The organism is Prauserella alba, from assembly GCF_024171735.1.
Lineage (GTDB): Bacteria > Actinomycetota > Actinomycetes > Mycobacteriales > Pseudonocardiaceae > Prauserella > Prauserella alba.
This window is the reverse complement of sequence record NZ_JAMTCH010000003.1, coordinates 1,709,262-1,730,143: the sequence shown is the minus strand read 5'-3', so window position 1 is coordinate 1,730,143 and position 20,882 is coordinate 1,709,262. Positions and strand designations below refer to the sequence as shown.

Genomic DNA, 20,882 nt, shown 5'->3' with positions numbered 1-20,882 from the left:
GTGTCAGGTGGCGAGGAGTTCTTCCAGTCGTCGTGCCGTGCGGAGCACGGCCTGTGCGGCCCGGTCGGTGTCGAGGCCTTCGATCGCCACGACGCCGACCGACCGCTCGGCGTGCCCGACCGCCTGTCTGCCCTCGGGAATCCCGATGCCGGCCGCCACGCCGACGGCGCCGTGTTCGAGTTCGCCCCGCGTGAGGCTGTAACCGTCCTGGCGGGCGCGGACCACCGCGGCGGCGTCGTCGGGCTGTGCCGGGCGCCTGGCCAGGATCGCGATGCCTGCGGCGCCCTTGGACAGCGGGTGCCTGCTGCCCACCCGGTAGCCGACCGTGAGCAGCTGGGCGTCCGGTTCCGCGACCTGCAGCGCGACACAGTCGCCGCCCTCGGCGGCGGACAGGAAGGCGGTCGCTCGGGTGTCGTTGGCCAGTTCCTGCAACAGGGGCCGCACGTCGTGGTGGAGCTGGGGTTCGAAGCGGGCGGCGAGCACCGACACTCCGACGGCGAGGCGCAGTTTTCCGTCCTCGGTCCTGGCGATGAGCTGGTGTTCCTCGAGCGTGGACACGATGCGATAGCAGATGGCGCGGTGCACGTCGAGCCTGCGCGCGAGCTCGGCCACCGACATGCCGCTCGGTGCCTGCGAGATCACGTCGAGCGCGCGCAGGCCCCGGTCGAGCGTCTGCAGCGTGCTCATCGGCGCATGTCCTTTCGTCGGCGCGGCGGTGTCCGGTACGGGTGCCGTGCTGTTCGAGCGTAGCGGCGCAGCACCTAGGGTGGACGTCGCCGTCGGGCGCTTCGGGTGCGGGGTTCTCGGCGGTCGGTGTCGGTGATGCGGGGTGCCATTGAATCGCGGTGTCACTGGTTCGCAGTGTCACTGCATCGGGGTGTCACTGGTTCGGAGGAGAGTATGACCGAGGTGTCCACACCGGACCGCGGATTCCGGGAACGGTTGCGCGCGGACTGCGGGCAGTGTTACGGAATCTGTTGCGTGGCGCCGGGTTTCGTGGCGTCGGCCGATTTCGCGATCACCAAGCCCGCGGAGACACCGTGCCCGCATCTGCGCGAGGATTCGTGGTGCGGTGTCCACGACACGCTGCGCGACCGCGGGTTCCCCGGCTGCACCGTCTACGACTGCTTCGGTGCGGGCCAGAACGTGGCTGCACGGGCGGGCGGTGACTGGCGCGGCGACGCCGAACGCGCGCGGCGCATGTTCACCGCCTATCCGGTGCTCCGGGACCTGCACGAGCTGCTGTACTACCTCCACGAGGCGCGAGGCTTCGCGGCGGCGGCCGAGGTACACGGCGAGCTGGACGAGACGATCGACGCGACGGAACGGCTGGCCGCTCGCGGGCTCGACGAGCTCGCGCAGATGTCTCTCGCCGACCACTGGGCGGAGGCGAACGCCGTGCTCACGCGGGCGAGCGAGCTGCTGAGGGCACCGGCTGCGGGGCGTGAGCTGCGGGGCGTGAGCTGCGGGGCGCCGACCTCGTCGCGGCCGGTCTCCGGAGAGCGGATCTGCGGGGCGCGAATCTGCGGGGTGCGGTGCTGCTCGGGGCCGATCTGCGGGCGGCGGACCTCACGCTCGCCGACGTTACCGGCGCCGATCTGCGAGGGGCGGATCTGTCGGGTGCCGCGCTGGCCGAGACGGTGTTTCTGACCCAGGCGCAGCTCGACGCCGCTCGAGGGGACGCGGCCACCCGGCTGCCCGGCTGGGCACGCGCCCCCTCGCACTGGGCGGGTTGACCTCGCGGATTCGGTACCGGAGCGCATCGATCGCAGCGCGGCCGGTGGCAGGGCGCTGGGGGCAGGCGCTGGTACCGGAGCCGGTGTCAGAGCACGCGCGCTGCTGAGGCGGTTTCCTGGCCGGGAGCATCGGCGGTGGCGGCGGCCGTGGTCAGCCGCCGGGGCAGATCCGGCAGCGTGGCGAACTCCGGTGGGTCGAGGTGACGTGGTGGCGCACCGTCGAGAACCCTCGCCGCGAACCGTGCGACGCGGTCCGGCTCGGGAACGGGGTCGTTCCCGCCGAGATAGGACACCATCAGCAGATCCTCGCCCGAGTGGGTCTCGATCGCCGCACCCCAGCCGTGCCGCTCGTCCCAGACGAGGGCTACGTCGCGGTCCGGGAAGCCGGGAAGACGCCCCGCCACGGCGATGTACGCGCTCGCGGGTGTGGTGGAGGCGTCGCAGGTGTACTGCGCGGGGCCGTCGTCGTGGGGTGTGAGTGCGGCGGCGACGGCGGAGGAGTAGGCGTGCAGTGCCGGTTCCGTCGAGTGCCAATCGTGGACGTCCACTGGTGATCACCTCGATTCGTCGTGGCCGACGCGCGGCTGCGCCGGCGGTTCGCGCTCCGGGGCGGTCGCACGCGGCTCGCCCGGCGCGATGTCTCGCAATCCGATGTCTCGCAGTCCCGTGCGGGATGTGGGGTGCGCTGCCTGCGCGGGCACGTGCTCGCTCGCAGCGTCGTGCTCAGGGGTCGGGGGTGGTGCTGTCGGGCGGATCCCCGAGTTGTCTGCGCAGCGCCGTGATCTCCCGGCGGGCTTCGTCCAGTTCGTATTCGAGTGCGAGGATGCGTTGCGCCGCGTTGAGGTTCATGCCCTCGTCGAACAGCGCCCGCATCCGGCTCGCCCGGCCGAGCTGGTGACGGGAGTAGCGCCGGTGACCGCCGCCGGAACGTTCGGGGGAGACGACGCCCGCCGTGTCGAGGCTCCGCAGGAACGGCTGCTCGACGCCGAGGATGTCGGCTGCCTGGCCCGTGGTGAACGTCGGCCGGTGTTCGTCGTCCAGATCGTTCAGGGTCATACGCTCTCGCTCCGGAAACCTGATCTCACTGTCTGCGCTTCACACAGTCAGCCACTGTAACGATTTTTTAGTCGGGAATGGAGATTCAGTCAAGGGTGGATGGTGATCCCTGTGCCACCGCGACCGCAGCGGGGCCGTGGCGCCGTCATCACATGATCGGTAGCGTCGAGCACAGCCGGGTGACGGCGGTGTCGCCCCCGGTGCGGAGGAGGGACATGCCCGCCGAACACGTCGACGTCCTCATCGTGGGCGCAGGCCTGGCCGGGGTCGGCGCGGCCTGCCGGCTGCGGCAGCGGCATCCGCATCGCACCGTGGCCGTGCTCGAGGCACGCGGCGCGATCGGGGGTACGTGGGACCAGTTCCGCTATCCCGGCGTGCGGTCCGATTCGGACATGTTCACGCTCGGCTACGGGTTCCGGCCGTGGCGACGGGCGGAGGCGATCGCCGACGGGCCGTCGATCCGCGAGTACATCCGCGACACCGCGCGTGAGTTCGGGATCGACGAGCGGATCCGGTTCCACCACCGGGTCGTCTCAGCGTCCTGGTCCAGCGATCGGGCACTGTGGACGGTCACTGCGGTTCGGGCAGACACCGGTGAGCAGGTCACGTTGACGTGTTCACTGCTGCACGTGTGCTCGGGTTACTACCGCTACGACGAGGGATACACACCGCAGTTGCCCGGCGTCGACCGGTACCGGGGCACGCTCGTCCACCCGCAGCACTGGCCGGAGGATCTGGAGCACCGCGGTCGCCGCGTCGTGGTGATCGGCAGCGGCGCCACCGCCGTGACCCTGGTGCCCGCCATGTCGGCGGACGCCGCGCACGTGACGATGCTGCAGCGCTCGCCGAGTTACGTCATGGCGCTGCCCTCGGTCGATCCGCTCGCCCGGTTGCTGAAGCGGCTGTTGCCCGACCGGGTGACCTTCCCCGTGGTGCGCTGGAAGAACGCACTGAGCATGGGCCTGTTCTTCCGGCTCAGCCGTCGCGCACCCGGACTCGTGCGCAGGCTGATCGAACGTGGCGTGCGATCGGCGCTGCCCGACGGGTTCGACGTCGACCGGCACTTCTCACCCGAGTACCGGCCGTGGGACCAGCGGCTGTGTTTCGTTCCGGACGGCGACCTGTTCCGCGCGCTGCGACGCGGAGCCGCCTCGGTCGTCACCGACACCATCGACACGTTCACGCCCGACGGCATCCGGCTCGGCTCGGGCGCCGAGCTGGCCGCGGACATCGTCGTGACGGCCACGGGACTGAACCTGCTCGCGATCGGCGGCATCGCGCTCGACGTCGACGGCGAACCGGTCGACGTCGGCCGTGCCGTGACCTACAAGGGCATGATGCTCGACGGCGTGCCGAACTTCGCGATGACGATCGGCTACACGAACGCGTCGTGGACCCTCAAGGCAGACCTCGTCGCCGAGTACGTGTGCCGGCTGCTCACCCACCTCGACGAGCACCGGCTCGATCGCGCGACCCCGGTGCTGCCACCGGGCGACCGCCCCGAGCAGCCACTGATCGACCTGCAGGCCGGATACGTGCTGCGCAGCATCGACCGGATGCCGAAACAGGGACACGCGGCCCCGTGGCGGCTCCACCAGAACTACGTCCGCGACGCGCTGGAGCTGCGCCACGGCAGCGTGACCCGGGACATGGACTTCGGCGTCGCGGCCGGCGGGCGTCAGTCGCTGACCGGCGGCGGTTCCGAGAGCGGCGGGGGAGCTGACCGGTAGGACGGCGGGGTCCTGGACAGGCCGATCGGGTTGCGGGGTAGCCGCACCTCGCTGCCGTCCCCGCGGGCGATCCCGACGACCGGGTCGAGGCCGAGGTCCGCGGCGAGGCGGAACGCGCCCGCCACGTCGTTGACGACCCCCGCGGGAACGCGCGCCTCGGTGAGCAGGTCGGCCCACGTGCGCGCATCGCGGGCCTTCAGCAGCCGGATCAGGTGTTCACGCAGCTCCTGCCGGTGGTCGACCCTGGCCGTGTTGGTGGCGAACCGGACGTCGGTGCCGAGCTCCGGTTCACCCAGCCGCTCGCACAGGGCCCGGAACTGCCGGTCGTTGCCGACGGCCAGGACGAGCTCGCCGTCACCGCAGGGCAGCACTTCGTACGGCGCGACGCTGGGATGCGCGTTGCCCATCCGCTGCGGCACGACGTCGCCCGAGGTGTAGGCCGAACTCTGGTTGACCAGTGCCGCCAGCAACGACGACAGCAGATTCACCTCGACGAGCTGGCCCTCGCCGGTCGCATCGCGGTGCCGGAGTGCGGCGAGTACGCCGACCGTGGCGAACTGCCCTGACAGGACGTCGACGAGGGCGACACCCACCTTCTGCGGCTCACCGTCGGGCTGTCCCGTCACGCTCATCAGCCCGCCGAGCGCCTGGATCAGCAGATCGTATCCGGGCAGTTGTGCCCCTGCCCCGGCGCCGAACCCGGTGATGGAGCAGTAGATCAGCCCCGGGTTGTCCGCCCGCAGCTCCTCGTGGCCGAGACCGAGCTCGTCCATCAGACCCGGGCGGAAGTTCTCGACGACGACGTCAGCACCCGCAGCGAGTTCCCGGGCGCGCGCCACGCCGTCGTCGGTGCGCAGGTCCAGCGTCACCGACTCCTTGTTGCGGTTGACGGCCTGGTAATAGGTCGCCTCACCGCGGTCGTCGTACGGCGGGCCCCACGACCGCGTGTCATCACCCGCGCCCGGGCGTTCCACCTTGACGACGGTGGCGCCGAGGTCGGCCAGCAGCATCGTGGCGAAGGGCCCGGCGAGAACCCGGGAGAAGTCGACGATGCGGAGGTCGCCGAGAGAGGCGGACATCGGGGGAGTGCTCCTTCGTTGGAACGGGCCGCCGCGACGGCTCGTGGAACCGGCGGATGCCCCGCAGCTGGGCCGGGTGCTGCTGGGCAGGCGCTGCGTGGTTTGCGCCGGTCGGTACGTGCGGGGTCAGGCGCCGGAGTGTTCCTCGGGTGCCGTGGCGGCCGACGAGGTCGGACGACGGGCCCAGAACGTCGCCAGCAGCGCACCGGAGAGGTTGTGCCACACCGAGAACAGCGCGCCGGGCAGCGCGGCCGCCGCGGTGAAATGGGTTGTGGCCAGGCTCGACGCGAGCCCCGAGTTCTGCATGCCGACCTCGACGCTCACCGCGCGCCGTGCGGATTCGTCGAGGCCGGCGAGGCGCGCGGCCCCGTAGCCGAGCGCCAGGCCCACCGAGTTGTGGGCGACGACGGCGAGCATGAGCAGCGCGCCGCTCTCGGCGATCGTGCCCGCGTTCGCGCCGACGACGGCCGTCACGACCAGTGCCACGCCGAGCACCGACACCAGGGGAAGGTAGGGCAGCACCAGGCGGACGTAGCGGTCCGCGAGTGCCCTGATGATCAGGCCTGCGACCACCGGCAGGAGCACGACCTGTGCGATGGACACGAACAGGTCGCCGAAGCCGACGGGCAGATCGGAACCTGCGAGCAGCAGCACGAGCAACGGGGTGAGCAGCGGAGCCAGCAGCGTCGACACCGACGTCAACGTCACCGACAACGCCACGTCGCCCTTGGCGAGGTAGACGACCACGTTCGACGCGGTTCCACCCGGAGCGGAACCGACCAGCACCATCCCGACGAGCAGCGCACCGGCGAGGCCGAACAGCTGGCCGATGCCCCATGCCGTGAGCGGCATGATCAGGAACTGCGCCACGAGCCCGAACAGGACGGCGAGTGGGCGGCGTGCGACGAGGGCGAAGTCGGCGCCCCGCAACGTGAGCCCCATGCCGAACATGATCACACCGAGCAGCAGCGGTACGTGCTCGACGAGCGTCGCCGACTGGTCCGGTGCCAGTAGGCCGACGGCCACTCCGAGCACGACGAGAAGCGCGAACCACCGGCTCGCCGCTTCCGCCAGCCTGCGCACTGCACCGGGTCGCTGTGCCATGTTCGCCTCCCGCTCGTGGTTCGGAGGCACTGTAGGCGACGCGTGCCGCACGTGGTGGCCGGGACGCGGTGGTGGTGTCGCGGGCCACGCCGGTCCGGCAGGTGTGCGTGCGGGATGTTCCCCGGCGAGGTGGGCCGGTTCTGGGGTAAGCAGGGCGGGTGCGGTATTCCTCGGAGACGGCCGACGCGGTCGTCATCGGTGCCGGGCCGAACGGGCTCGTCGCGGCGAATCTGCTCGCGGACGCGGGCTGGGACGTCCTCGTGTTGGAGGCCGCCTCGGCGCCCGGCGGAGCGGTGCGCAGCGCCGAGGCGATCGAGGCCGGCTTCGTGACGGACCTGTTCAGCGCGTTCTACCCGATGGCCGCCGCCTCACCGGTGCTGGCCGGGCTGGGGCTCGAACGCTACGGGCTGCGCTGGCGGCATGCCCCCGCCGCACTGGCGCACGTGCTGCCGGACGACCGGGTGGCGCTCCTGTCACGCGATCTCGACGAGACGGCGGCGTCGCTGGACGCGTTCGCACCCGGCGACGGGGAGGCGTGGGCGGCGGAGGCCGAGTTGTGGCGGCGGATCCGCGAGCCGCTGCTGGAGTCGTTGCTGTCACCGTTCCCCCCGGTGCGCGCTGTGCGGCGGCTGGCACGGGCCGCGGGCGTTGCGGACGGGGCGCGGCTCGCCCGGATGGCGGCGATGCCGGTGACCGCCTGGGCGCGGGAACGGTTCCGTGGCGTGGGCGCTCCGGCGCTGCCTGCCGGGAACGCACTCCACACCGACCTGGGGCCCGCGCAGGCAGGCAGCGCGGTGTTCGGCTGGCTGCTGTCCATGCTGGCGCAGGACGTGGGGTTCCCGGTGCCGGACGGCGGCTCGGGTGCGCTGACCACGGCGTTGCTGCGGCGGCTCAGGGCCCGCGGCGGGCGCGTCGAGTGCGGCAGGCCGGTGACGCGGGTGCTGACGGCGGGAGGCCGGGCGATGGGGGTGCTGGCCGGCACACCGGTGCGGGCGAGCCGCGCGGTGCTGGCTGCGGTACCCGCACCCTTGCTGTACGGCCGCATGCTCGACGACCGCGTCCTGCCCGATCGCATGCGCGGGGATCTTCGCCGGTTCCATTGGGACGCGGCCACGGTCAAGGTGAACTGGACACTGTCGGGGCCCATTCCCTGGACCGCTCCCGAGGTTGCGGCGGCGGGCACGGTGCACCTCGGCGGTGACCTCGACGGCCTCGCCCGGTACGGACTGGACGTCGAGCTCGGAACCGTGCCCGAGGACCCGGTGCTGGTGATCGGGCAGATGGCCGTGGCGGACCGGACGCGGGCACCGGAAGGGTGCGAGTCGGCGTGGGCCTACACCCATGTGCCCCGAGGATTCGACTGGGACGGCGACCGGCTGCGCAGGTTCACCGACCGGATGGAGACGCTCCTCGAACGGCACGCCCCGGGCTTCCGGACCCTGATCCGCGGCAGGATGGTGCAGGGACCGCGGGAGCTGGAGCGGGCCGACCCCGCACTCGTCGAAGGCGCGGTGGGCGGCGGCAGCGCGGCGATGCACCAACAGCTCGTGTTCCGGCCCGTGCCCGGTCTCGGCCGTGCCGACACGCCGGTCGACCGGTTGTTCCTCGCGGGGGCGTCGGCGCATCCGGGCGGTGCGGTGCACGGCGGCCCCGGAGCGAACGCCGCGCGGGCTGCGATGGTTCGTGCGGGTGCGGCCGGCGGTGCCTACGCCGCCACGATCGCGGGCCTGCACCGCCTGCTGTACACCTGACCGCTATTCGGGCAGGTCGCGAATCGTGTCGTCGGCGACGGCGCGCACGGCGTGCCGAATCCCGTGGGCCGCGGCGCGGCGCTGGCGTTGCGCGCCCGAACCGTCGGCGACCAGGTGGCGGGCGAGCGAGTCGACGAGGTCGGCGTCCCCGGAGCGTTCCAGTGCCGGCCGGACGTGGTCGAGGAGGTCGTCGACGAGTTCCGCCGCGGGCCGGGTGCGGCCCGTCCACGGATCGACGCCGCGGCCGGCGAGGCCGTACCGGGCGGCGGACCACACCGCCGCCGGCAGTACCTCCGCGATCGGCTCCGCAACATCGGCACCGTCGCGGTCCGCAGCGTCGCCGGGGGAGGGGGCGCCGAGGGCCGTGTCGACGAGGGCGCGGCACAGCAGAGCCTGCAGCAGGGCTTCGTCGGGCGTGGTCGCGGTGTCGGCGATCCGCACCTCGACGGTGGGCAGCACGGGGGAGGGGCGGGCGAACCAGAAGGTCGTGTACTGGGCGCCCAGCGCTCCGGACGTGACGAGCCGGTCGACCACGGCGTCGTGTTCGGCGACGTCGGCGAATCGCGGAGGGACGCCTGCGGTGGGGAACCGCGAATGCTGCACCGTCCGCCAGCTGGCGTATCCGGTGTCGTGTCCGCGGTCGTACGGCGAGTTCGCCGACAGCGCGAGCAGTGTGGGCAGCCACGGGCGCAGGTGGTTCACGGCGACGACGGCGGCCTCCCGGTCCGGCACTCCGACGTGCACGTGGCAACCACAGCCCTCGTAGTCGCCGATCAGTCCCCGGTAGAGGCCGTCGAGTTCCGTGTACTGCGGGTCCGATCCGAGGGGAACGCCGGCACTCGCGAGGGCGGGGTTGCCGGACGCGACGAGGGCGAGGCCCTCGGCCCGTGCCGCCGTCGCCAGTCCGTACCTGCCGGCCAGCAGCTGTCGACGCAGGGCCGAGGCCGTGGTGCACACCCCGGTGGCGGCCTCGACCTGGCTGGCGCGCAACTCGCCGTGCCATGCCGGATCCCGGACCTCGTCATCGGTGATGCCGGGACCGTCCTTGTCGGACGGCGCGTCGGGCAGGCGCGCGAGGACGTCGTCGGCGGCGGGGACGGTGTGCCAGGTGTCGGGGTCGACGAGCAGGAACTCCTCCTCGATCCCGACGGTGCGGGCGGCGGACACTCGGTGGAGCCTTCCGTATCAGCGGCCGGTGAAGCGGGCCTGGCGGCGTTCGACGAAGCTCTGGAGGCCTTCTGCGGCGTCCTCACTGGTGAGAATGCCGGGCAGGAGTTCCTTCAGGTGGTCGGCTGCCGCCCGCTCGTTCTCCAGCCGCTGCGCGACACGGGCGTTGGCGAGCGTGCCCTGCACGCCCAGCGGCGCCTGTTCGGCGATGACGCGCGCGATCGCGGTGGCCCGTTCGAGCTGGGTGCCTGCAGGGACGACCTCCTGGACGAGGCCGATCCGGTGGGCCTCCGTGGCGCCGAACTCCTCGCCGGTGAGCAGGAACCGCATCGCGTTGCCCCAGCCGAGCTGGGTCGTCGCGCGGACCGTCGCCCCGCCGAACGGGATGATGCCCCTGCCGATCTCCAGCTGTCGGAACCGCACGTCGTCGGCTCCGACGACGACGTCGGACGCCAGTGCCAGCTCGATGGACAGGGTGAACGAGACACCCTGGACGGCGAGTACGACCGGCTTCGGCACCGGCGGCTTCCACAGGGCGAAGGGGTCGTACGCACCTCCTCCCGACAGTGCGGCAGGCCCGTCGTCCTGCACCGAGGGCCAGACGTCCGCCAGGTCGAGACCGGCACTGAAATGGTCACCGTGCCCGTACAGCACACCCACGCGTGCCTCGGAGTCCTCGGCCAGCCGGTCGTAGGCGAGTCCGACCTCGTCGATCGTGCGGAGGTCCCACGCATTGCGTTTCTCGGGCCGGTTCACGCCGATGAGCAGTACATGGCCGTCACGTTCGACGGTGACACGGGGCGACATGGAAGTCCGGGTCCTCCTCGGTTCGCTGGGCAGCCGTTTCGACGATCACGGAGCAGCCTGCCACGATCGTCGAATGTATAACGCCCTATACAGCGGGGCTTTTGGCGACGGATATCGCCGCCACTCGCCACCGCATTGTCACCACCAGGAACAGCTCAGGACGCGACCGGGTTCTCCGAGCTCGCGGTGTCGTCCACGTACTCGACGACGCCGGCCTCGCGGAGCAGTTCCAGAACCCGGTCGGCCGCGCCTTCCGGCGAGCCCGTGCTTGTGTCGAGCTGCAGGTCCGGCGCCTCCGGGTGCTCGTAGACGTCGTCGACGCCCGTCAGCCCCTTGACCTCCCCGGCGGCAGCACGCGCGTAGAGCCCCTTGGGGTCCCGGCGGGCGCACTCCTGCAGCGGAGTGCTCACGTAGACCTCGAAGAACGCGGAGCCCCGCTCGGCGTGGTGAGCGCGGACCGCCTCCCGCGTCTCGGCGTAGGGAGCGATGACCGGAACGAGCGTGAGCACGCGGTGACGCGTCAGCAGTTCCGCGATGAACCCCACGCGCTGGCCTTGCTTGTCCCGGTCCTCACGGCTGAAACCCAGGTCGCTGGAGATGGTGCGGCGGATCTCGTCACCGTCCAGCACCTCGACCTCCACGTCGGTGCTCTCGCCCGCGACCAGTGTGGCGACGGCCCCGGCCAGCGTCGACTTGCCCGCACCGGACAATCCGGTCAACCAGACGGTCGCGCCGCGGGTGAGGCGAAGGGACCGGTCCGCAGTCATAAGAAGCTCCTCCAGGAAACCGTTACCGACCTGTGGTGGTGCACGGGACGACATCGTCCGCGGGCGAAAGAAAACTCACCGTGAAGGCCACAGCAAACCATCCGGTGTGAGCGAGTACGCTCCCGGGGCCATGAGCTCCGCAACACAGCGTGTGTACCTGCACATCGGGTTACCCAAGACCGGAACGACATCGCTGCAGGAGCTGCTGTGGCACAACCAGGAAGCCCTGACCTCGGACGGCGTGTCGTTCCCCGGCTACGACCTCGGTGCGCACCACCGGGCCGTCGCCGATGTGCACCCCGGTCGCTACGGCGGCTGGAAGGAGAAGCGCACGCCCGGGTCGTGGAACTGGCTGGTCGAGCAGGCGAGGGCGTTCGAAGGGGCGACGTTGATCTCCTCGGAACTGCTCGCGCCGGCGAGCCCCGAGGAGGCCGAGCAGGTCGTCTCGTCGCTGTCGTTCGCCGAGGTGCACATCGTGTGCACGGTGCGCGACCTCGCGCGGCAGATCCCGTCGGTCTGGCAGGAGAACGTCAAGACCCGGCAGAGCACGTCGTACCCCGACCTGCTGGCCTCGCTCCGCAGCGGCGAACTCGGCGACACGGCGAGGCTGTTCTGGGATTACCAGGACCTGCCGCGCGTGCTCGAGACGTGGGGCGCGGGGCTTCCCGCCGACCGCGTGCACGTGGTGACCGTGCCGCCCCGTGGTGGCGGTCGGGACGTGCTGTGGGAGCGGTTCGCCGGCCTGCTCGGGCTGGACCCGGCCGCGTACGAGACGGACATTCCGCACTACGGCAACTTCTCCCTGGGCTACCCGGAGACGGAGTTCCTCCGGCGGATCAACGCGTCGCTGCCGGAGCGGTTCCCGTGGCTGCAGTACGCGCGCCGGGTCAAGGACGACTTCGCCGCCCACACGCTCAGCGCGCGCAGCGGCCGCGGCAGCATCCCGCTGCCCAAACAGGACCAGGACTGGGTGCGGGAGACGGCGGAGCGCTACATCGAACGGGTCCGCGGTGCCGGTTTCCACGTCGTCGGTGACCTCGAGGATCTGCGGCCCGCCGCGGCGCGCGGCGACGAACCCGCGACGGCCGACGAGCTCACCCCGAGTGAGGCGGAGATCGGGGAGATCGCGATGGAGTCGGTCACCGACCTGCTCCGCCATCCGGCGGGTTCCCGCCGGATGATGAAGCGCAAGCCGCCGCAGCAGGCGAAGGCGCTGAGGCTGCGGCAGTTCGTGATGCGCATGTCGGATCAGTATCCCCAGGTGATGGCCGCGCGACGGGCGTACTGGCGGGCGCGCGCCAAGCTGGGGCGCTGACCCGCTTCGACCACACCGACGGCCCGTGGCGGACGCCCGGCGGGCGGGATGGAGCATGTGATGAGCCGAGTGGCGCTGACCGGTACCGACGGCCGGTGGACCCTCACCCTGACCGATCCCGACCGGCGCAACTGCCTGGACGACGTGACGTGCCGCGAGCTCGGCGAGGCGATCGACACGGTCGCCTCCGCCGAGGACGCGCGCACCCTCGTCGTCGCGGGGGAGGGGAAGGCGTTCTGCGCGGGCGCGGACCTGCCCGCGCTGTTCGGCGACGCCTCCGAACGGGCGGTCGGCGAACTGCGCAGGCACCTGCACTCGGTGTACGACAGCTTCCTGCGCCTGCGCAAGTTGGACATCCCGACGATCGCGGCGGTTCAGGGCGCGGCGGTCGGCGCCGGACTGAACCTGGCGATGGCTTGTGACGTCCGCATCGCCGGACCGCACGCGTCGTTCGCGGCGACGTTCTCCCGGATCGGACTGCATCCGGGCGGCGGGTGCACGTGGTTCCTCGTCGACGCGCTCGGGCGGCAGCGGGCGATGGCTCTGCTGCTCGACGGTGGCACGCTGGACGGTGAGGCGGCCGTTCAGCAGGGATTGGCGCTGGAGCTGGCCGACGACCCGTTGGCCAGGGCGCAGGAGATGGCCGAGCGCTGGGCCGGGCACGATCCGGCGCTGGCGCGGGACATCAAAGCAGCGGTGGAGCTCGCCGCGGGTGGTGACTTCGACGCGACGCTGGAGTTCGAGGCGTGGGCGCAGGCGTCCAGCGCGACGGGCCCGAAGATCCGCGAGGTCGTGGAGCGGTTCCGGAAGTGACCGCGGGACGGCCTTCCCCGGCTGCGAACGGGCTCAGGCCACGAAGCCCTGTGCGGTCAGCAGGTCCCTGCTGCGGCGGCGACGGCGTAGCCACACCTGGCGCGTGCCGTCGGAGTAGAGCCGCACGTTGGCCAGCTCCCAGCCGGTGAACTCTGCCTGGATGGCCAGCTGCACGGACGCGGTCACGCGGGAGACCCCTGGCGGGAGCTGGACCCGCTGGTACTCCCAGTCGTCGTCGACCACCGCTTCCGTGCGCGTCATGGCGTGATCACCTGGATACCTTCCTCGGCCGCCGAACCGATGACAACCCGGGACGTCCGCTCATCGACGGTAACGGAATCGGGCTGGCGAACGGTGGGAAGCCGGAACTTTTCCTCCGGTTGTCCGCCGCGTACGTCGTAGCCGACGACCTGATTGCGTTCGGTGAGAGTGACCCACGCGACGTGGCGCTTCGCGTCGTAGGCGATGCCGTGGGCCCCGCCGGGAACCGGGTGCCGCTGTCGCAACAGCAGCGGGTCCGTGTCGAAGGCGAGCAGCGCGCCGTTGCGGGCGTCGGTGACCAGCACGCGGCCGTACTCGTCGGTCGTGGCGTCGACCGCACCCTGGCCTGCCCGGAGTCCCTCGTCGATCGTGCCGTCGGCGAGGTCGACCGAGAACACGGCGGTCCGCAGCCGGTCGAGCACGACCGCGCCGCTGCCGCCGACGAGCACGTCGTCGGCACTGTAGAGCTCACCCCGGAGTGTGTTCACCGGCCGGTCGTCGGCGTCGAGGACCTGTACGGCCTTGGCGTCCCGCAGCGCCACGAGGGTGCGGTCGCCGTCGGCGGCGACGCCCGCAGGGGCACCGTCGAGTTCGACGACGTCGGCCTCGCCCGCCGCGCCGTCGATGCGCGCGAAGGCTCCGGCGTCCGGCATGGCGGCGACGACCGAGCCGTCGATCGTCGTCAGCTTCGTGACCTCGCCCGGCAGTGAGACGGTGCGCGGCTCTGCTCCGGGTTCGGCGAGGTCGTAGAGCCGCACGGCGTCCTCACCGGACACGGCGGCCGCGAGGACGCCGTCCGCGGTGGTGACGTCGGTGACGTCGCCGTCGACCGGCACGACCCGGCCCGCGGGTTCCGCTGCCGTCGCGGGCGAGGGTGCGGCACTGGCCCGTTCCGGGTTCTCGACCACCTGCAGCTGGTCGCCGCCAGCGCCCGCATCGGAGCATCCGGTGAGCACCAGCGCGGAGCTGATCGCCAGGGCCGCCCACCGCCACCCTCGGCCCGGTGCGGGCCGGCGGGTCACGGAGCGTGTGCCGGTCTCCGGCGAACGGCGGGAAGTCGGTGGCGCGGTCACGAGGACTCCTCGTTCGAGTCGGCTGAGTCGGCCGCACCGGAACGTGCCGCTCCGCCGCCGCAGGCGGGCCGGCTGACGTCGTCGAGCGCACCGCGGATGGCGTCCGGCAGGGTGAGTTCCTCGGCGGCGAGTGATCCGGCGAGCTGCGTGGTGTCGCGGGCGCCGACGACGGGAGCGACGACGCCGGGCCGGTCGCGAACCCAGGCCAGGGCGACGGCCAGCGGCGACGTTCCGAGCCCCTCGGCCGCCGTGGCGACGGCTTCGACGATGCGGCTCGCCCGGTCGGTGCGGTGGTGGTCGACGTAGCCGCCGTAGGCGGGGTCGGCGCCGCGGGAGTCGGCCGGTGTGCCCGCCCGGTACTTGCCGGTCAGCACGCCACGCCCGAGCGGCGCCCACGGCAGCAGGCCGATGCCGTGGTGACCCGCGGCGGGCACGATCTCCCGCTCGGGGCCGCGGTCGAGCAGGGAGTACTCGCTCTGGGTGGACACGATGCGCGTGGTGCGCAGGCCGCACGCCGCTGTCGCCAGTTGCCAGCCCGCGTAGTTGGACACGCCGACGTAGCGGACCTTTCCACTGGTGACGGCGTGGTCGAGGGCCGAGAGCGTCTCGTGGAGCGGCACGGCCGGGTCCCACGCGTGCACCTGCCACAGGTCGATGTGGTCGACGCCGAGGCGCCGCAGTGAGCCGTCGAGCGCGGCCAGCAGCGAGCCGCGGGAGGCGCCGCCGCCGAAGGGCCCGGCCTCGCGGCGGGCGGCGGCCTTGGTGGCGAGCACGATGTCCTCGCGGGGCACGAGATCGGCCAGCAGGGAGCCGAGGATCCGTTCGCTCTCGCCGTCGCCGTAGACGTCCGCGGTGTCGACGAGCGTGCCTCCCGCGTCGACGAAGGCCATGAGCTGGTTGGCGGCTTCTTCGGCGTCGGTGCCGGTGCCCCACGACAACGTGCCGAGGCCCATGCGGGACACCTGCGCGCCCGAAGCGCCGAGCGGGCGACATTCCATGACTGCCCAGCGTAGTCATCACCCGTTCGCGAGATTGACCAAGGCACTATCGGCGGCATGTCCGGCCACCGATAGTGTCGCTGCCCGTGCGACTGGGTTTGAATCTCGGCTACTGGGGCGCCGGGAACGATGCGAGCAATCTGACACTGGCCAAACACGCCGACGAGCTCGGCTTCTCCGTCGTATGGGCGGCCGAGGCGTATGGCTCGGACGCGCCGACGGTGCTGGCATGGGTCGCCGCGCATACGTCGAACGTCGATGTCGGCAGCGCTGTGCTGCAGATTCCGGCGCGGACGCCCGCGACGACCGCGATGACGGCGGCGACCCTCGACTCGCTGTCCGGTGGCCGGTTCCGGCTCGGTCTCGGCGTGTCGGGCCCGCAGGTGTCGGAGGGTTGGCACGGTGTGCGGTTCGGCTCACCGCTGGGGCGCACGCGGGAGTACATGGACATCGTCCGTGCGGCGCTGCGCCGCGAGAAGGTTTCCTACGAGGGCGAGCACTTCCGGCTGCCGCTCCCGGACGGCCCCGGCAAGGCGCTGCGGCTGACCGTGCACCCGGTGCGTGAGCACGTCCCGATGTATCTCGCCGCCATCGGCCCGAAAAACGTCGAGCTGACGGGTGAGCTCGCCGACGGCTGGCTGCCGGTGTTCTTCTCGCCCGAACACGCCGGCGACCAGGTGGCGCAGCTCCGGGCGGGTGCGGAGAAGGCGGGCCGCGACCTGTCGTCGTTCGACATCGCGCCGACCGTGCCGCTCGTGCCGGGTGACGACTGGCGGACGTGTGCCGACTCGGTGCGGGCGTACGCCGCGCTGTACCTGGGCGGGATGGGCAGCAAGGACAAGAATTTCTACAACCGGCTCGCCGTGCGGATGGGGTTCGAGGCCGAGGCCGCCGAGGTGCAGGAGAAGTTCCTCGCGAAGGATCACGCGGGTGCGATGGCCGCGGTGCCGGCCGAGTTCCTCGACGCGACGTCGTTGCTGGGGCCGAAGGAACGCATCGCCGAGCGGCTGACCGCGTTCGCGGAGGCGGGTGCGACGACGGTGAACCTGTCGCCGTTCGTGGCCCCGGAGCAGGGTGCTGACACGCTGCGCACGGCCGTCGAGGCGCTGGAACTGGCGGGGGTGGCCGGCTGATGGGGTGGTTCGAAGCCCTCGTCCTGGGCGTCGTCCAGGGGCTGACGGAGTTCCTGCCGATCTCGTCCAGTGCGCACCTGCGCATCACCGCGGCGTTCGCAGGTTGGGGCGACCCGGGTGCGGCCTTCACCGCGGTCACGCAGATCGGCACCGAGTTGGCCGTGCTGCTGTACTTCGGGAAGAAGATCGGCAGCATCCTGAAGAACTGGTTCTTCTCGATCTACAAGCCCGCGTACCGGCGCGATCCCGACGCCCGCATGGGCTGGCTGATCATCGTCGGTTCGCTGCCGATCGGTGTGCTGGGCCTGCTGTTCCAGGAACAGATCGAGCACGCGTTCCGCGACCTGCGGCTCATCGCGACGACGTTGATCGTGTTCGGCATCTTCCTGCTGATCGCCGACCGGATGGGCAGGCAGGACCGCGATCTGGACCACCTGACGGTCAAGCACGGTCTGACGTACGGGTTCTTCCAGGCGCTCGCGCTCGTGCCCGGGGTGTCCCGGTCGGGCGGCACGATCACCGGTGGCCGGTTGATGGGCTACAACCGTTCGGCCGCCGCGGAGTACTCGTTCCTGCTCGCGGTGCCCGCTGTGCTGGCGTCCGGTCTGTACAAGCTCACCGACATCGGTGCGGGCCAGGGACCGGCGTGGGGGCCGACGATCCTGGCGACGGTCGTGGCGTTCGGTGTCGGGTTCGCGGTGATCGCGTGGCTGATGTCCTACATCCGGAAGCACTCGTTCCTCCCGTTCGTGATCTACCGGGTGGCGCTGGGCCTGTTGCTGTACGTGCTGGTGTTCACCGGCGTGCTCGACCCGAACGCCGGACCGGTGGAGAGCTGATCCACACGCGGGTGTCGGCGTAGGGTGAGGGCGTGGGAACCGTCATTCTGCTGCGGCACGGCCGGTCGACGGCCAACGGCTCGGGCGTACTCGCCGGGCGCATGCCGAAGGTCGGCCTGGACGAAGCGGGGCGCGGGCAGGCGCAACAGTTGGTGGACCGGCTCGCGGACGTGCCGCTGGCCGCGCTCGTGTCGTCGCCGTTGTTGCGGTGTAAGCAGACGCTCGAACCGCTGGCCAAGGCGCGCGGGCTCAGCCGGGTGGCCGAGTCTCGGCTATCCGAAGTGGACTACGGCGACTGGACGGGGCGGGAACTGAAGACGCTCGCGAAGGAACCGCTGTGGCGGGTCGTGCAGACCCACCCGTCGGCGGCCGTGTTCCCCGGCGGGGAGAGCCTCGCGGGGGTGCAGGCCAGGGCGGTGGCCGCGGTGCGGGAGCACGACGCACGGCTCAGCGCCGAGCACGGTGAGCACGTGGTGTGGGCGCTGTGCAGCCACGGCGACGTGCTCAAGTCCGTCCTCGCCGACGCACTCGGCCAGCACCTCGACGGTTTCCAGCGCATCGTCGTCGACCCGGGTTCGCTGTCGGTGGTGCGCTACAGCGAGACGCGGCCGTTCGTGCTGCGCATCAACGACAACGCAGGCGATCTCTCGGGGATCGTGCCCCCGAAGCCCGCCAAGCGCGGCCGCAGGCGCGGTAGGAGCGCCGACTCCTCCGACGCCGTCATCGGTGGTAACACTGGACGAAAGGACAACGCGTGACCGACAACCCGCTGCTGGCACCGAGTGACCTGCCGTACGGGCTGCCGCCGTTCGACCGCATCTCCGACGAGCACTTCCTGCCCGCGTTCGAGGCGGCGTTCGCCGAGCACCGGGCGGAGATCGCGGCGATCTCCGACGACCCGGAGCCGCCGTCGTTCGAGAACACGATCGTCGCGCTCGAGTGTTCGGGGCAGTTGCTCCATCGCGTGTCCCAGATCCTGTTCAACCTGACCGCGGCGGAGGCCACGGACGCGCGCCGGGAGGTGCAGACCGAGGTGGCTCCGCGGCTGGCCGCGCACTCGGACGAGATCCACCTCAACGCCGCGTTGTTCGCCCGGGTCGACGCGGTGCACGCCCGGCGCGGCGAGCTCGACCTCACACCCGAGCAGGACTGGCTGCTGCACCGCACGCACATCGCGTTCCGGCGTGCCGGCGCGGATCTGCCGGAGGACAAGCAGTCGCGGCTGCGTGAACTGAACGAGGAGCTGTCCCGGCTGGAGACCCGGTTCCAGGACAACCTCCTGGCCGACACCAACGACCTGGCCGTGCTGGTGTCCACACGCGACGAGCTGGCCGGGCTGTCGGAGGATGCCGTGGCCGCGGCGGCCGAGGCCGCGACCGCGCGGGGTGAGGACGGCACGTACCTGCTGACCCTGGGGCTGCCGTCGGCCCAGCCGGTGCTGGCGTCGCTGGAGAACCGCGAGCTGCGCGAGCGGGTGTTCCGCGCATCGGTGTCGCGGGCGGGCCGCGGAGGCGATCACGACAACAAGGACGTGCTGGCCACGATCGCCCGGCTGCGTGCCGAACGCGCCGCGGTGCTCGGCTATGCGCACCACGCGGCGTATGCCATCGAGGACCAGACCGCAGGGTCCGCCGACGCCGCGGTATCGATGTTGGAGCGGCTGGCGCCCGCGGCCGTCGCCAACGCGAACGCCGAGGCTGCCGAGCTGCAGGAGGAGTTGGCGGCCGACGGCGTCGAAGGTGACCTGCAGCCCTGGGACTGGGCCTATTACGCCGAACGCGTCAGGAAGCGCAAGTACGACATCGACGACGCCGCCCTGCGGCCGTACTTCGAGCTGGAACGAGTGCTCGTCGACGGCGTGTTCCACGCTGCGGGCAAGCTGTACGGGCTCACGTTCAGCGAGCGCAGGGACCTGAGCGGCTACCACCCCGACGTGCGGGTGTGGGAGGTGTTCGACGCCGGCGGCGAGCCGCTCGGGTTGTACCTGGGCGACTATTTCACGCGCGACGCGAAACGCGGCGGCGCGTGGATGAACAACCTCGTCGAGCAGTCGCGGCTGCTGGGGCAGCGTCCGGTCGTGGTGAACAACCTCAACATCACCAAGCCGCCGGAAGGCGAGCCCGCGCTGCTCACCTACGACGAGGTGACCACGCTCTTCCACGAGTTCGGACACGCACTGCACGGTTTGGTGTCCGACGTGGAGTACCAGTCGCTGGAGGGCACGAACGTGCCGCGCGACTTCGTCGAGTTCCCTTCGCAGGTCAACGAGATGTGGGCGTTGTGGCCGGAAGTGCTGGCGAACTACGCGCGGCATCACCGCACCGGTGAGCCGCTGCCACCGGAGACGGCGGCGAAGCTGGAGGAGGCGAGCCGCTACGGCGAGGGCTTCCGCACCACGGAGTATCTCGCGGCGTCGTTGCTGGATCTCGCGTGGCACACGCTCGGTCCGGACGCCGAGGTCGACGACGTCGACCGGTTCGAGGCCGAGGCACTGCAGAAGGCGGGGGTCGCGCTCACGACGATTCCGCCGCGGTACCGCAGCACGTACTTCGCCCACGTGTTCAGCAATTCCTATGCGGCGGGCTACTACTCCTACATCTGGTCCGAGGTGCTCGACGCCGAGTCGGTCGAGTGGTTCCGCGCCAGCGGTGGGCTGACGCGGGAGAACGGGGACCGGTTCCGTGCGGAGTTGCTGGCCAAGGGCGGCAGCGTGGATGTGATGGAGGCGTTCCGCGCGTTCCGCGGCCGGGATCCGGAGTTGCGTCCGTTGCTGGAACGCCGGGGGCTGACCGCAGCATGATCCGGGCGCGGATGGGGCCTGCCCCGAACGCAGGTCCCATCCGCGCTCGCTAGGCTTCCGCTTCGTGCTTCCGATCATTCCCCTGGCCATCGGTGTCGGCGCCGTCGTCGCCGGTGCCGCACTACCCGCTCGGCGCCGTGGCGAGCGGCGCCGCGAGTTCGCCGCGGCCGCCGCGTCCGTGCGCGCCGCGTACAACCGGCTCGGCTTCTGCCTGGACACCCTGACGCCCGGTGAGGACGCTGCCGCGGCGGACAGTCTGGCGCGGGCGCGGGAGCGGTGGCACACCACGGGGGCGTTGCTGTCCGAGGCGACCACGGCCGAGGAGTGCCGGGTCGCGGCAGAGGTCGCCGCCGCCGGTATGGACCACGTCGATCGGGCGTGCCGCGTGCTGGGCACGCCGCTTCCGCACACCGGGTCCGGGGGCGGCACCGGTGCGTAGGGCTGCGGCGACGC

At 71.5% G+C, this 20,882-nt stretch carries 21 protein-coding genes and 1 pseudogene; 11 read left to right on the top strand and 11 right to left on the bottom strand.

The genetic code is table 11. The annotated features are described in order from the left end of the window. Nucleotides 1–3 precede the first annotated feature (3 nt). On the bottom strand, nt 4–687 hold the full coding sequence (locus tag LY12_RS07965; RefSeq protein ID WP_253854436.1) for an IclR family transcriptional regulator: 684 nt from the start codon (nt 685–687) through the stop codon (nt 4–6). A 776-nt stretch (nt 688–1,463) separates the two neighbouring features. Between LY12_RS07965 and LY12_RS26360 the strand changes: the two are divergent. Together LY12_RS26360 and LY12_RS26355 are read left to right on the top strand one after the other, a co-directional pair. Beyond that, a pseudogene (locus LY12_RS26360) lies at nt 1,464–1,595 on the top strand (pentapeptide repeat-containing protein); the annotation flags it as partial. Between the two features lie 3 nt (nt 1,596–1,598). Then, nucleotides 1,599–1,736, top strand: a complete 138-nt coding sequence (locus LY12_RS26355; protein WP_253854999.1) for a hypothetical protein — start codon at nt 1,599–1,601, stop codon at nt 1,734–1,736. Nucleotides 1,737–1,822: 86 nt separating this feature from the next. Here the strand turns inward: LY12_RS26355 and LY12_RS07950 are convergent, their stop codons facing one another. Both LY12_RS07950 and LY12_RS07945 read right to left on the bottom strand, forming a co-directional pair. Next, a complete protein-coding gene (locus LY12_RS07950) occupies nt 1,823–2,284 on the bottom strand; it encodes a DUF6292 family protein (RefSeq protein ID WP_253854432.1) in 462 nt (153 codons plus the stop codon). 175 nt (nt 2,285–2,459) lie between these two features. Then, complete coding sequence (locus LY12_RS07945; protein WP_253854430.1) at nt 2,460–2,792, bottom strand: MerR family transcriptional regulator; 333 nt, start codon at nt 2,790–2,792, stop codon at nt 2,460–2,462. Nucleotides 2,793–3,007: 215 nt separating this feature from the next. On the opposite strand from LY12_RS07945, the gene LY12_RS07940 reads away from it, so the two are divergent. Continuing rightward, the gene (locus LY12_RS07940) at nt 3,008–4,522 is read left to right on the top strand and encodes a flavin-containing monooxygenase (RefSeq protein ID WP_253854428.1); all 1,515 of its coding nucleotides are present in this window, start codon (nt 3,008–3,010) and stop codon (nt 4,520–4,522) included. On the opposite strand, the gene LY12_RS07935 is transcribed toward LY12_RS07940, so the two are convergent. Then, entirely contained in the window at nt 4,471–5,601 is a 1,131-nt protein-coding gene (locus LY12_RS07935) for a CaiB/BaiF CoA transferase family protein (protein WP_253854426.1), read from the bottom strand. The genes LY12_RS07940 and LY12_RS07935 overlap by 52 nt on opposite strands. A gap of 126 nt (nt 5,602–5,727) precedes the next feature. Then, the gene (locus LY12_RS07930; RefSeq protein ID WP_253854424.1) at nt 5,728–6,705 is read right to left on the bottom strand and encodes a bile acid:sodium symporter family protein; all 978 of its coding nucleotides are present in this window, start codon (nt 6,703–6,705) and stop codon (nt 5,728–5,730) included. 158 nt (nt 6,706–6,863) lie between these two features. Here LY12_RS07930 and LY12_RS07925 point away from each other — a divergent pair, with 158 nt between their 5' ends. After that, a complete protein-coding gene (locus LY12_RS07925; RefSeq protein ID WP_253854422.1) occupies nt 6,864–8,456 on the top strand; it encodes a phytoene desaturase family protein in 1,593 nt (530 codons plus the stop codon). 3 nt (nt 8,457–8,459) lie between these two features. On the opposite strand, the gene LY12_RS07920 is transcribed toward LY12_RS07925, so the two are convergent. The 3 genes from LY12_RS07920 to cysC form a co-directional block, all read right to left on the bottom strand. After that, nucleotides 8,460–9,623, bottom strand: coding sequence for a carboxylate-amine ligase (locus LY12_RS07920; RefSeq protein WP_253854419.1), 1,164 nt, complete (start codon nt 9,621–9,623; stop codon nt 8,460–8,462). Between the two features lie 18 nt (nt 9,624–9,641). Then, the gene (locus LY12_RS07915) at nt 9,642–10,430 is read right to left on the bottom strand and encodes a crotonase/enoyl-CoA hydratase family protein (protein ID WP_253854417.1); all 789 of its coding nucleotides are present in this window, start codon (nt 10,428–10,430) and stop codon (nt 9,642–9,644) included. A 155-nt stretch (nt 10,431–10,585) separates the two neighbouring features. Continuing rightward, nucleotides 10,586–11,197, bottom strand: a complete 612-nt coding sequence (cysC, locus tag LY12_RS07910; RefSeq protein ID WP_253854415.1) for an adenylyl-sulfate kinase — start codon at nt 11,195–11,197, stop codon at nt 10,586–10,588. 130 nt (nt 11,198–11,327) lie between these two features. Between cysC and LY12_RS07905 the strand changes: the two genes are divergently transcribed. After that, nucleotides 11,328–12,512, top strand: a complete 1,185-nt coding sequence (locus LY12_RS07905; protein WP_253854413.1) for a hypothetical protein — start codon at nt 11,328–11,330, stop codon at nt 12,510–12,512. A gap of 60 nt (nt 12,513–12,572) precedes the next feature. Continuing rightward, nucleotides 12,573–13,325 (top strand): enoyl-CoA hydratase, encoded by a 753-nt coding sequence (locus tag LY12_RS07900; RefSeq protein ID WP_253854411.1) that lies wholly within the window; start codon nt 12,573–12,575, stop codon nt 13,323–13,325. A 33-nt stretch (nt 13,326–13,358) separates the two neighbouring features. Here the strand turns inward: LY12_RS07900 and LY12_RS07895 are convergent, their stop codons facing one another. The 3 genes from LY12_RS07895 to LY12_RS07885 are packed head-to-tail and all read right to left on the bottom strand — an operon-like array spanning nt 13,359 to nt 15,657. Further along, the gene (locus tag LY12_RS07895) at nt 13,359–13,586 is read right to left on the bottom strand and encodes a DUF5703 family protein (RefSeq protein WP_253854409.1); all 228 of its coding nucleotides are present in this window, start codon (nt 13,584–13,586) and stop codon (nt 13,359–13,361) included. After that, the gene (locus LY12_RS07890) at nt 13,583–14,608 is read right to left on the bottom strand and encodes an NHL repeat-containing protein (protein WP_372493483.1); all 1,026 of its coding nucleotides are present in this window, start codon (nt 14,606–14,608) and stop codon (nt 13,583–13,585) included. Before LY12_RS07890 ends, LY12_RS07895 begins: the two co-directional genes overlap by 4 nt. Before the next feature lie 47 nt (nt 14,609–14,655). Then, complete coding sequence (locus tag LY12_RS07885; protein ID WP_253854408.1) at nt 14,656–15,657, bottom strand: aldo/keto reductase; 1,002 nt, start codon at nt 15,655–15,657, stop codon at nt 14,656–14,658. Nucleotides 15,658–15,743: 86 nt separating this feature from the next. On the opposite strand from LY12_RS07885, the gene LY12_RS07880 reads away from it, so the two are divergent. The 5 genes from LY12_RS07880 to LY12_RS07860 all read left to right on the top strand — a co-directional run bounded on the left by LY12_RS07880 (nt 15,744) and on the right by LY12_RS07860 (nt 20,868). Then, on the top strand, nt 15,744–16,790 hold the full coding sequence (locus tag LY12_RS07880; RefSeq protein ID WP_253854406.1) for an LLM class F420-dependent oxidoreductase: 1,047 nt from the start codon (nt 15,744–15,746) through the stop codon (nt 16,788–16,790). Next, nucleotides 16,790–17,629, top strand: coding sequence for an undecaprenyl-diphosphate phosphatase (locus tag LY12_RS07875; protein ID WP_253854404.1), 840 nt, complete (start codon nt 16,790–16,792; stop codon nt 17,627–17,629). Before LY12_RS07880 ends, LY12_RS07875 begins: the two co-directional genes overlap by 1 nt. 32 nt (nt 17,630–17,661) lie before the next feature. Beyond that, a complete protein-coding gene (locus tag LY12_RS07870) occupies nt 17,662–18,387 on the top strand; it encodes a histidine phosphatase family protein (protein ID WP_253854402.1) in 726 nt (241 codons plus the stop codon). Then, entirely contained in the window at nt 18,384–20,429 is a 2,046-nt protein-coding gene (locus tag LY12_RS07865) for a M3 family metallopeptidase (protein ID WP_253854400.1), read from the top strand. Before LY12_RS07870 ends, LY12_RS07865 begins: the two co-directional genes overlap by 4 nt. Before the next feature lie 64 nt (nt 20,430–20,493). Then, nucleotides 20,494–20,868 carry a hypothetical protein gene (locus tag LY12_RS07860; RefSeq protein ID WP_253854398.1) on the top strand — a complete coding sequence of 125 codons (375 nt, stop codon included), beginning with the start codon at nt 20,494–20,496 and terminating at the stop codon, nt 20,866–20,868. Nucleotides 20,869–20,882: the final 14 nt, after the last annotated feature.

What these genes read in the sequence shown, in the direction of transcription:
- LY12_RS07965 (WP_253854436.1), bottom strand. Translation starts at nt 687, where the DNA reads ATGAGCACGCTGCAGACGCTCGACCGGGGCCTGCGCGCGCTCGACGTG.
- LY12_RS07945 (WP_253854430.1), bottom strand. Translation starts at nt 2,792, where the DNA reads ATGACCCTGAACGATCTGGACGACGAACACCGGCCGACGTTCACCACG.
- LY12_RS07940 (WP_253854428.1), top strand. Translation starts at nt 3,008, where the DNA reads ATGCCCGCCGAACACGTCGACGTCCTCATCGTGGGCGCAGGCCTGGCC.
- LY12_RS07935 (WP_253854426.1), bottom strand. Translation starts at nt 5,601, where the DNA reads ATGTCCGCCTCTCTCGGCGACCTCCGCATCGTCGACTTCTCCCGGGTT.
- LY12_RS07930 (WP_253854424.1), bottom strand. Translation starts at nt 6,705, where the DNA reads ATGGCACAGCGACCCGGTGCAGTGCGCAGGCTGGCGGAAGCGGCGAGC.
- LY12_RS07915 (WP_253854417.1), bottom strand. Translation starts at nt 10,430, where the DNA reads ATGTCGCCCCGTGTCACCGTCGAACGTGACGGCCATGTACTGCTCATC.
- cysC (WP_253854415.1), bottom strand. Translation starts at nt 11,197, where the DNA reads ATGACTGCGGACCGGTCCCTTCGCCTCACCCGCGGCGCGACCGTCTGG.
- LY12_RS07905 (WP_253854413.1), top strand. Translation starts at nt 11,328, where the DNA reads ATGAGCTCCGCAACACAGCGTGTGTACCTGCACATCGGGTTACCCAAG.
- LY12_RS07900 (WP_253854411.1), top strand. Translation starts at nt 12,573, where the DNA reads ATGAGCCGAGTGGCGCTGACCGGTACCGACGGCCGGTGGACCCTCACC.
- LY12_RS07895 (WP_253854409.1), bottom strand. Translation starts at nt 13,586, where the DNA reads ATGACGCGCACGGAAGCGGTGGTCGACGACGACTGGGAGTACCAGCGG.
- LY12_RS07885 (WP_253854408.1), bottom strand. Translation starts at nt 15,657, where the DNA reads ATGGAATGTCGCCCGCTCGGCGCTTCGGGCGCGCAGGTGTCCCGCATG.
- LY12_RS07875 (WP_253854404.1), top strand. Translation starts at nt 16,790, where the DNA reads ATGGGGTGGTTCGAAGCCCTCGTCCTGGGCGTCGTCCAGGGGCTGACG.